Genomic DNA, 8,227 nt, shown 5'->3' with positions numbered 1-8,227 from the left:
GAGCGCCAGGCCGAAGCCGACAGCGAAATGCAGCCCGCGGGGGAGTAGGCGATCAGCCACCTGCTGCCGGTATTTTCAGACCCTGCTTTTTGTAGTTGTCATCCTGAGCAAGGCGAAGGAGCGCAGCGACCCGAGCTAGCGAAGGACCCCTATCGTGCCGGGAAGCCTCAAGGACAAACGCTTCTACGTCTACATCCTGGCCAGCCTCTCCGGAACCCTCTACATCGGCATCACCAACAACCTGGCGCGCCGCGTCTACGACCACAAGGAGGGTTTGATCTCCTCGTTCACCGCCAGGTACAAAGTGAATCGGTTGGTCTACTTCGAGACCTTCAAGTATGTCGGTAACGCCATTGCGCGCGAGAAGGAGCTTAAGGGCTGGCTGCGGGCGAAGAAGATCAGGCTGATCGAATCGGTGAATCCTTCTTGGCGTGATCTGAGCAGGGATTGGGAGCGCAAGTTCAAAGGCCCGTCCGGGGAATAGGGGTCCCTCGCTAGCTCGGTCGCCCGCAGAGCGGGCTCCCTCGCCGCGCTCAGGATGACAATTCCTAAGCGTTCGACTTCATTTTGACAGCGCGTTTCTCACGGAATTTGACTCGCTGCGCTCAGGATGACAATCCCACAGGGCCGGCCCTTGCCAGCATCGTCTTCCCCACAGTAGCCTAGCTCTCATCGCGTGATCGGTGAGGAGGTCACGCCCCATGCCCGACCGCCGCCAGAGCTACGACCTCGACGTGGTCAAGGTGCCCAAGCAGGACCCCGGCCTGCGCGTGCACAACTGGAACGAGGTGTACGACGGCTACACGCCGGAGCTGGCGGTGCTGGAGGCGCAGCGCTGCCTGCTGTGCGAGCACGCCCCCTGCATGCTGGCCTGCCCCGTGCAAAACGATATCCCCGGGGCGCTGTTCCTGGCCGCCCACGGCGACTTCCTGGGCGCGGCCGAGAAGTTCGCCGAGACCTCCAACTTCCCCGACGTCTGCGGCCGCATCTGTCCCCAAGAGAAGCTGTGCGAGGGCGCCTGCGTGGTGGGGGCACAGAAGCCTCCCATCACCATCGGCAAGCTGGAGGCCTTCGTCACCGACTACCTGCGGCGCAACTACGGCTACTTCCGCCGCCCGCAGGCGCCGCCCACGGGACACCGGGTGGCGGTGATCGGCGCCGGGCCGGCGGGGCTGGCGGTGGCGGAGGAGCTGGCGGTGCGCGGCCACGCCGTCACCGTCTTCGATGCCTGGCCCATGCCCGGAGGCCTGCTGCTCTACGGCATCCCCAACTTCAAGCTCGACAAAGAGATCGTGCTGGAGAAGCTGCGCGCGCTGGAGGAACTGGGCATCCGTTTCGTCTGCAACTATCGCGTGGGCCGCGAGCATCCGGTGGACGCCCTGCTGCAGCAGGGCTTCGGGCTGGTCTTCCTGGGCTACGGCGCGGTGAAGGGCGGAGAGATGAAGATCCCCGGCGAGGAGCTGAAGCACGTCTACCAGGCCACCGAGTACCTGGTGCGCGGCAACCTGGAGCACGACCTGCTTCCGCCGCCGTGGCAGGACTCTTCCGACCCGCGCCCGCACGCCGGCGCGGTCACCATCGTGGTGGGCGGGGGCGACACCGGCATGGACTGCGTGCGCACCGCCCGCCGCTTGAATCCCGCCGGCAAGGTGTACTGCGTCTACCGCCGCACCGAGTCGGAGATGGCCGGCCGCGCCGAGGAGCGCGTCCACGCCAAGGAAGAGGGCGTGATCTTCGAATGGCTCACCCTGCCTGTGCGCTTTCTGGGGAACGAAAAGGGCGAGGTGCGGGCCGCCGAGTGCATCCGCATGCAACTGGGGGAGCCCGACGCCAAGGGCCGCCGCTCGCCCGTGCCCGTCGAAGGCTCCAATTTTCTCCTGCCCTGCGACACCGTGGCCCTGGCCATCGGCTACAGCGCCGAGACCGAGGTCCCGGAGACCACCCAGCACCTCGAAGCCACCAAGTGGGGCACCATTCTCGTGAAGTCGGAAGAGACGGGCGAGACCTCGCGCGAGGAGATCTACGCCGCCGGGGACGTGGTGCGCGGCGCCGACCTGGTGGTCACCGCCATCGCCGCCGCCCGCAAGGCGGCCCTGCAGATGCACCAGAGGCTGCTGGCGCGCGCCGCCCCCGACCCCGACGACTGGCTCTAGCGCCCGGCTGGAGGCCTCACCCCTTCGCTGCGGCCAGATCGAACGGCAGCTTGCGCAAGCGGATGCCGGTGGCCGCGAAGACGGCATTGGCGACCGCGGGCGCGATGGGCGGGACGCCGGGCTCGCCCATCCCGCCCAGTTCGGCGCCGCTGTCCACGATGTGCACCTCGATGGCGGGCGCCTCCGGCATGCGTATGAGGTCGTAGCCGTCGAAGTTGGTCTGCTCGGCGGCGCCCTTCTTGATGGTGATCTCCCCCTTCAGCGCGGCCGAGAGCCCGAAGACGATGGCGCCTTCGGTCTGCGAGCGCACGCCGTTGGGATTGATGGCCCGCCCGCAATCCACCGCCGCCACCACCCGGTCGACCTTGATGTTGCTGCCCTTCACCGTGACCTCGGCCACGTAGGCGATGTAGCTGTCGAAGCTGTTGAAGGCGGCCACGCCGCGCCCGCGGCCTTGCTCGATGGGCTTGCCCCAGTCCGAACGCGCCACGGCGGTCTCCAGCACCTCGCGCAGGCGCTCGGCGTAGCGCGGGTTCGCGGGGTTCTTTCCCTGCTGCGCTTGGAGCAGCTTGCGGCGGAACTCGACGGGATCGGCCTTGGCGGCCGCTGCCAGCTCGTCCACGAAACACTCGACGGCAAAGCCGTTGAACGAGTTCTCCACCGAGCGCCACCACATGCGCGGCACGCCGCTGGCCACGGGCGCGTATTCCAGGCGGAAGTTGGGGATGGCGTAGGCGTTGCCCGCGCCGCCGACCTCCTGCTGCTCCGGCGGGGCCGACGGCTGCCACCACGCCCGGATGGAGGTCGAAGCCAGCCGGTCGAGCCAGGCCACCGGATTCCCCTGCGCGTCCAGCCCTCCGCTCATGCGGTGGCAGGCGGCGGGACGGTAGAAGTCGTGGGCGATGTCGTCTTCGCGCGACCACACCAGTTGCACCGGCTGGCGTATCACGTCGGCGATCTGCGCCGCCTCCACGCCGAAGTCGGTGTGGTAGCGGCGGCCGAAGCCGCCGCCCATCCAGGTGGTGTGCACCACCACGTCCTTGGGGCTCAGCTTCAGCAATTGCGCCACTGCGCCCTGGATCCAGTCGGGCGACTGGGTGGGCGCCCACAGCTCGATCCCGTCCGCGGTGCGGTGAGCGGTGAGGTTCATCGGCTCCATGGTGGCGTGCGCGAGGAAGGGGAACTCGTACACCGCCTCCATGCGCTTGGCAGCGGAGGCCAGCGCCTCGTCCACCTTGCCGTGGTCCACGATGCTTTTCCCGGGAGCGGTGGTGGCATCCAGGAGCTGCCGCCGCAACGTGGCGGAGTTCTCGCCGGCGTGCGGGCCGTGGTCCCAGGTGATGTCCAAAGCCTCGCGGCCTTTGAAGGCGGCCCAGGTGTTCTTCGCCACCACTGCGATGCCGCCCGCAGTGAAGCTCTGCTGCACCGGCGGCACCTCGAAGACCTTGACCACGCCGGGCACGGCCATGGCCTTGGTCGCGTCGAAGCGCGCAGGCTTGCCGCCGAAGGTGGGACAGCGCGCGATGACCGCGTACACCATCCCCGGCAGGCGCGTGTCCAGCCCGAAGCGCGCCGAGCCGTTCACCTTGGAGGGGACGTCGATGCGCGGCACTTCTTTGCCGATGAGCGTGAACTGCGACGGGTCTTTCAGCTTGACGGAATCGGCGCTGGGCAGCGGCAGAGTAGAAGCCACTTTGAACAACTGAGCATAGGTGGCCTTGCGCCCCGAGCCCGCGTGCGTGACCATGCTGTCCGCGGCGGCACACTCGCTCTCCGGGACCTTCCATGGCTGCGCCGCGGCCGCGATCATGAGCGCGCGCAGCTGGGCGCCGGCCGTGCGCAGCGGCTCATAGCCTTCCATGGTGCTGCCGCTGCCCCCGGTGCCGAGATGCCGGTAGAGCTCGGGATCGGTCTCCGCCTGCACGATGCTGACGTCGTTGAAGTCCACCCCGGCCTCGTCGGCCAGGATCATGGGCAGGCCGGTCGAGATGCCCTGGCCCATCTCCGACTTGGCCACGATGAGCCCCAGCTTGCCGTCGGGGGTGAGGCGCACCCAGGCCTGGAAGGGACCGGACTCTGCCGGCCCGCGCATGCGCGGTACCCCTGCCTGTCCGAAGAGGCGGGGGAGCTTGATGCCGATGACGATGGCGGCGCCGGCGGCGGCTCCGCCCGCCACGAAGGCGCGGCGGCTGACTTTCATCGCCCACCTCCGCCCGCGGCCCGGTGGATGGCTTTGCGGATGCGTCCGTACATGCCGCAGCGACAGAGGTTGCCGCCCATCTCGCGGTCGATGTCGTCGTCCGTGGGATGCGGCTTCTGGCCGAGCAACGCCGCCGCCTGCATGATCTGTCCCGGCTGGCAGTAGCCGCACTGCGGCACCTGCTCCGCGATCCAGGCGCGCTGCAGGGGATGGGAGCCGTCGGGAGAGAGCCCTTCGATGGTGACCACCTTCTTCTTGCCCACCGCCGAGACCGGGGTCTGGCAGGCGCGCACCGCCTCGCCATCCAGGTGCACGGTGCAGGCGCCGCACAGGCCCAGACCGCAGCCGTACTTGGTACCGGTGTAGTTCAGGAGGTCGCGCAGGACCCACAGTAGCGGCATGTCCGGTTGCGCCTGTACCTCCCGGAGCTTGCCATTGACGGAGAGCGAGTAGCGGGCCATGCCCACACCTCCTGCCGGTCGCGAACGCGGCGCAGAAGTGTTCTATGCCATGTTTCATGACGGGACGCAATCCCCCGGGGACGAAAACGGCGGGCGGCCGCTAGAGGCCCAGCTTCTTCACTTCCTCGTTGTAGTACTTGCGGTAGAGGATGCTCCACTCCTCGGAGCCTTCGATGATGGTGCGCTTCTGGTGCTCGATCTTCTGCCGGGCGGCGAGATCGATCTTCTCTTCCTGCTTGAGCAGTTCCTCCAGCAGGCGGCGCACCTCCATGCGGATGGAGTTGCGGTCCTCGAGGAACTCCACTTCGTCCATCTCCGCCAGGGCGTCGGCCACGGCGTGGGCCAGCTTGTTGACCTTGTCGCGGCTCAGCCTCACAGCACCGCCTTGTACTTGCGCACCAGCTCGCCCTTCACCTTCTTGAACATCTCCTGATAGCTGGCGCCGCTGGTGCGCATCTCTTCCTGGTACTGCTCCAGGATGGCGCGGACCTCGTCGTTGATGCGGTCCTCGACCGTCATCTCCTCCAGCAGGGCGGCGTGCACGCGCTCGGTGACCTTGGGCAGTTCGTGGGTCGCGATGAACTCGCCCGCGACCAGCTTCTTGGCGACTTCGCGGCCCAGGTAGGCTACGTATTCTTTCGAGAGCAGCATGCGAAACAAAAAAGTCTATCACAGCGGGCGCGCAGGTCGCGGCTTGTGCGGGCAACTCGCGGTGTTGAGGCACGCTTCCGCCAGGCGCAGGCGCTCCACCGGCTTGCCCGCCACCAGGTGCGACTCGATGATCTCGTCCACGTCCGCCACGGTCACGCCTCCGTACCACACGCCCTCGGGATAGACCACCAGGTTGGGCCCGTGCTCGCACTGGTCCAGGCAGCCGGCCTTGTTGGCTCGCACCCGGCCCTTCAGCCCGCGCGCCTTCAGCTTCTCCTGGAAGGCCTTCTGCAATGCGGCCTGGCCCGCGGGATCGCAGCAGCCGCGCGGGTGCCCGCCCTCGCGCTGGTTGCAGCAGACGAAGATGTGCCTCTCGAATCGCGCCACGTTGCTAGCTTATCAGGGCTGGCGAGCCGCTAGAAGCCAGCGGCGAGTAGCTGGAGTATGATGTTGCTTACACCGGACAGCCGATTCCCATGACCGACGACCTGACCTCGCTCAAAGACGACATGACCGCCTTCATCGAAGGCCACGGCATGCGCCGCTTCCGCGGCTACGTGGACGAGGAGATCCACAGCATCAACTGGGGCGAGGAGAACGAGAAGAACCCGGAGGGCTGGAAGGACTTCGTGGAGCTGGCCAAGGCCGCGGGCGCGCCCTTCCTCACCATGAACGCCGTCGTCCTCGACAAGGAGGACGTGGACTACCTGGTGGAGCGGCTGCGCAACGCTGTCAGCGCCAACGAAGAGGATATGGAGGAGGCGCGCTGGCTGCGCTCCTACATCGGCAAGACCGGCTTCATCCAGATCGGCTATCCCTTCCAGGGGATCATGTTCCTGCACGAGGTTTCCACCGACTGGTACGACCGCTACCAGCGCCTGCTCGACCTGGCCGACGAGTTCGGCGGCATCACCATCGACGAGTCCGACCAGGACGACGAGCGCTGACCCGTGCGCTGGGTCCTGCGCCAGCCGGAGCCCGCCGCCGTCGAGCGCCTGCAACGTGAGCTGAACCTTCTCCCGCCCCTGGCCCGCTTGCTCGTGCTGCGCGGCCTGGGCGAACCCGAAGCCGCCGCCCGCTTCCTCGCTCCCGCGCTCTCCCAACTGCACTCGCCCTACCGGATGCTGGGCATGGAGCGGGCGGTCACGCGTCTCCAGGCCGCCCTCGCCGGCAAGGAATCGGTCCTCATCTACGGCGACTACGACGTGGACGGTACCACCGCCATCGTCATCCTGAAGACCGCCATCGAACTGCTGGGCGGCTGCGCCGACTTCCACGTGCCCCACCGCATCCGCGAGGGCTACGGCATGAAGGACGACGTGATCGAGCGCGCCGCCGCCGCCGGCGTGCGCCTCATCATCAGCGTGGACACCGGCATCCGCGCCTTCCAGGCCGCTGCGACCGCGCGCCGCCTGGGCGTGGACCTGATCGTCACCGACCACCACCTGCCGGCGGCGGGCGAAGGCGTGCCCACGGCCCTGGCCGTGCTCAATCCCAACCAGCCCGGCTGCGGCTATCCCTGCAAGGCGCTCTGCGGCGCGGGCGTGGCCTTCAAGCTGGCGCAGGCGCTGCTGGAGAAGGCGGGGCGCCAGCGCCTGCTGCCCTCCTTTCTGAAGATGGTGGCCATCGCCACCATCGCCGACGCGGTGCCGCTGACCGGCGAGAACCGCGTGTTCGCGCGCCTGGGGCTGGAGGGCCTGCGCGCCCCGGTGAATCCCGGGCTGAAGGCGCTGCTCGGGGCGGCGCAGCTCGAAGGCACGCGCCCCCTGACCTCGACCGACGTAGCCTTCCGCCTGGCCCCACGGTTGAACGCCGCCGGGCGCATGGACGTGGCCCGCGACGTGATCGAATTGTTCACCGTGCGCGACGCGGTGCGCGCCGGCGAGATCGCGGAGCGCTTGAACCAGCTCAACGCCGAGCGCCAGCAGGAGGAAGCGCGGATCCTGGCCGAGGTCCACGCCCAGCTCGATTCCGACGCCGCCCTGCGCGACGCCTTCTGCATCGTGGTCGACGGAGACCGCTGGCATCGCGGCGTCATCGGGATCGCCGCCACCCGGGTGGTGGAGCGCTTCGGGCGGCCCGCGCTGGTGCTGGCCCGCGAAGAGAGCGAGGCCTACGGCTCCGGGCGCTCCATCCCCGCCTTCCACCTGCTGGAGGCGCTGGAGTCCTGCCACCAGCTCTTCACCCGCTTCGGCGGACATGCGCATGCCGTGGGCTTCGCGCTGCCGGTGGAACGGGTGCCCGCGCTGCGCCAGGCCCTCGACACCTACGCCCGCGCCCGCCTCACCCTCGCCGACTTCGAGCCCGTGCTCAACCTGGACGCCGAGCTGGAGCTTGACCAGGTCACCCCCCAGCTCTACGACGCGCTGCGGCAGATGGCGCCCTTCGGCATGGAGAACCCGGAGCCCGTCTTCGCCGCCCGCAACCTGCGCCTCGCGCTGCCGCCGCGCATCCTCAAGGAGAAGCACCTCAAGCTGAAGGTGGCGGCCGCGCCCAACGCCCGCGCCCTCGATGCCCTGGGCTGGCGCATGGCCGAGCGGTTACAGAATGACGCCCTGGTCCCCGGCGACCGCCTGGATGCGGCCTTCATCCTGGAAGAGAACACTCACCCCGACTTCGGCGGGCTGCAACTGGTGCTGCGCGACTTCGCGCGGGCTTTACAGCCGCCCGCGGCGGCGCTATAGTGCCCCGCCATGTCGCCCGAAGGCACCATCTTCTGCGTGAAGTGCGGGACGCAACTGCCGGCCTCGGCGCAGTTCTGC

At 68.4% G+C, this 8,227-nt stretch carries 9 protein-coding genes; 4 read left to right on the top strand and 5 right to left on the bottom strand.

What is annotated here, in order from left to right; genetic code table 11:
- The first annotated feature begins 154 nt into the window (after window positions 1-154).
- Window positions 155-484 carry a GIY-YIG nuclease family protein gene (locus VEG08_10970; GenBank protein HXZ28505.1) on the top strand — a complete coding sequence of 110 codons (330 nt, stop codon included), beginning with the start codon at window positions 155-157 and terminating at the stop codon, window positions 482-484.
- 217 nt (window positions 485-701) lie between these two features.
- On the top strand, window positions 702-2,153 hold the full coding sequence (locus tag VEG08_10965) for an NAD(P)-dependent oxidoreductase (GenBank protein ID HXZ28504.1): 1,452 nt from the start codon (window positions 702-704) through the stop codon (window positions 2,151-2,153).
- 16 nt (window positions 2,154-2,169) lie between these two features.
- Here the strand turns inward: VEG08_10965 and VEG08_10960 are convergent, their stop codons facing one another.
- From VEG08_10960 to VEG08_10940, 5 genes are all read right to left on the bottom strand, one after another.
- Window positions 2,170-4,353, bottom strand: a complete 2,184-nt coding sequence (locus VEG08_10960) for a xanthine dehydrogenase family protein molybdopterin-binding subunit (protein ID HXZ28503.1) — start codon at window positions 4,351-4,353, stop codon at window positions 2,170-2,172.
- Window positions 4,350-4,814: a (2Fe-2S)-binding protein gene (locus VEG08_10955; GenBank protein HXZ28502.1), complete on the bottom strand. Its 465-nt coding sequence runs from the start codon at window positions 4,812-4,814 to the stop codon at window positions 4,350-4,352. The genes VEG08_10960 and VEG08_10955 overlap by 4 nt, the downstream gene beginning before the upstream one ends.
- Window positions 4,815-4,914: 100 nt before the next feature.
- A complete protein-coding gene (locus VEG08_10950; GenBank protein ID HXZ28501.1) occupies window positions 4,915-5,190 on the bottom strand; it encodes a DUF507 family protein in 276 nt (91 codons plus the stop codon).
- Window positions 5,187-5,465, bottom strand: coding sequence for a DUF507 family protein (locus VEG08_10945; protein ID HXZ28500.1), 279 nt, complete (start codon window positions 5,463-5,465; stop codon window positions 5,187-5,189). The genes VEG08_10950 and VEG08_10945 overlap by 4 nt, the downstream gene beginning before the upstream one ends.
- An 18-nt stretch (window positions 5,466-5,483) precedes the next feature.
- Entirely contained in the window at window positions 5,484-5,852 is a 369-nt protein-coding gene (locus VEG08_10940; GenBank protein ID HXZ28499.1) for a (2Fe-2S) ferredoxin domain-containing protein, read from the bottom strand.
- 89 nt (window positions 5,853-5,941) lie between these two features.
- Here VEG08_10940 and VEG08_10935 point away from each other — a divergent pair, with 89 nt between their 5' ends.
- Together VEG08_10935 and recJ are read left to right on the top strand one after the other, a co-directional pair.
- Window positions 5,942-6,412: a hypothetical protein gene (locus VEG08_10935; GenBank protein ID HXZ28498.1), complete on the top strand. Its 471-nt coding sequence runs from the start codon at window positions 5,942-5,944 to the stop codon at window positions 6,410-6,412.
- Window positions 6,413-6,415: 3 nt separating this feature from the next.
- Window positions 6,416-8,149 carry a single-stranded-DNA-specific exonuclease RecJ gene (recJ, locus tag VEG08_10930; protein HXZ28497.1) on the top strand — a complete coding sequence of 578 codons (1,734 nt, stop codon included), beginning with the start codon at window positions 6,416-6,418 and terminating at the stop codon, window positions 8,147-8,149.
- The last annotated feature ends 78 nt before the right edge of the window (window positions 8,150-8,227 follow it).

Source organism: Terriglobales bacterium, from assembly GCA_035624475.1.
GTDB lineage: Bacteria > Acidobacteriota > Terriglobia > Terriglobales > Acidobacteriaceae > DASPRL01.
Note: the sequence above shows the minus strand (reverse complement) of the source record. Positions and strands in the feature narration are given on the sequence as shown.

Coding starts and splice junctions, on each gene's coding strand:
- VEG08_10965 (HXZ28504.1), top strand. CDS start 702: ATGCCCGACCGCCGCCAGAGCTACGACCTCGACGTGGTCAAGGTGCCC.
- VEG08_10960 (HXZ28503.1), bottom strand. CDS start 4,353: ATGAAAGTCAGCCGCCGCGCCTTCGTGGCGGGCGGAGCCGCCGCCGGC.
- VEG08_10955 (HXZ28502.1), bottom strand. CDS start 4,814: ATGGCCCGCTACTCGCTCTCCGTCAATGGCAAGCTCCGGGAGGTACAG.
- VEG08_10945 (HXZ28500.1), bottom strand. CDS start 5,465: ATGCTGCTCTCGAAAGAATACGTAGCCTACCTGGGCCGCGAAGTCGCC.
- VEG08_10935 (HXZ28498.1), top strand. CDS start 5,942: ATGACCGACGACCTGACCTCGCTCAAAGACGACATGACCGCCTTCATC.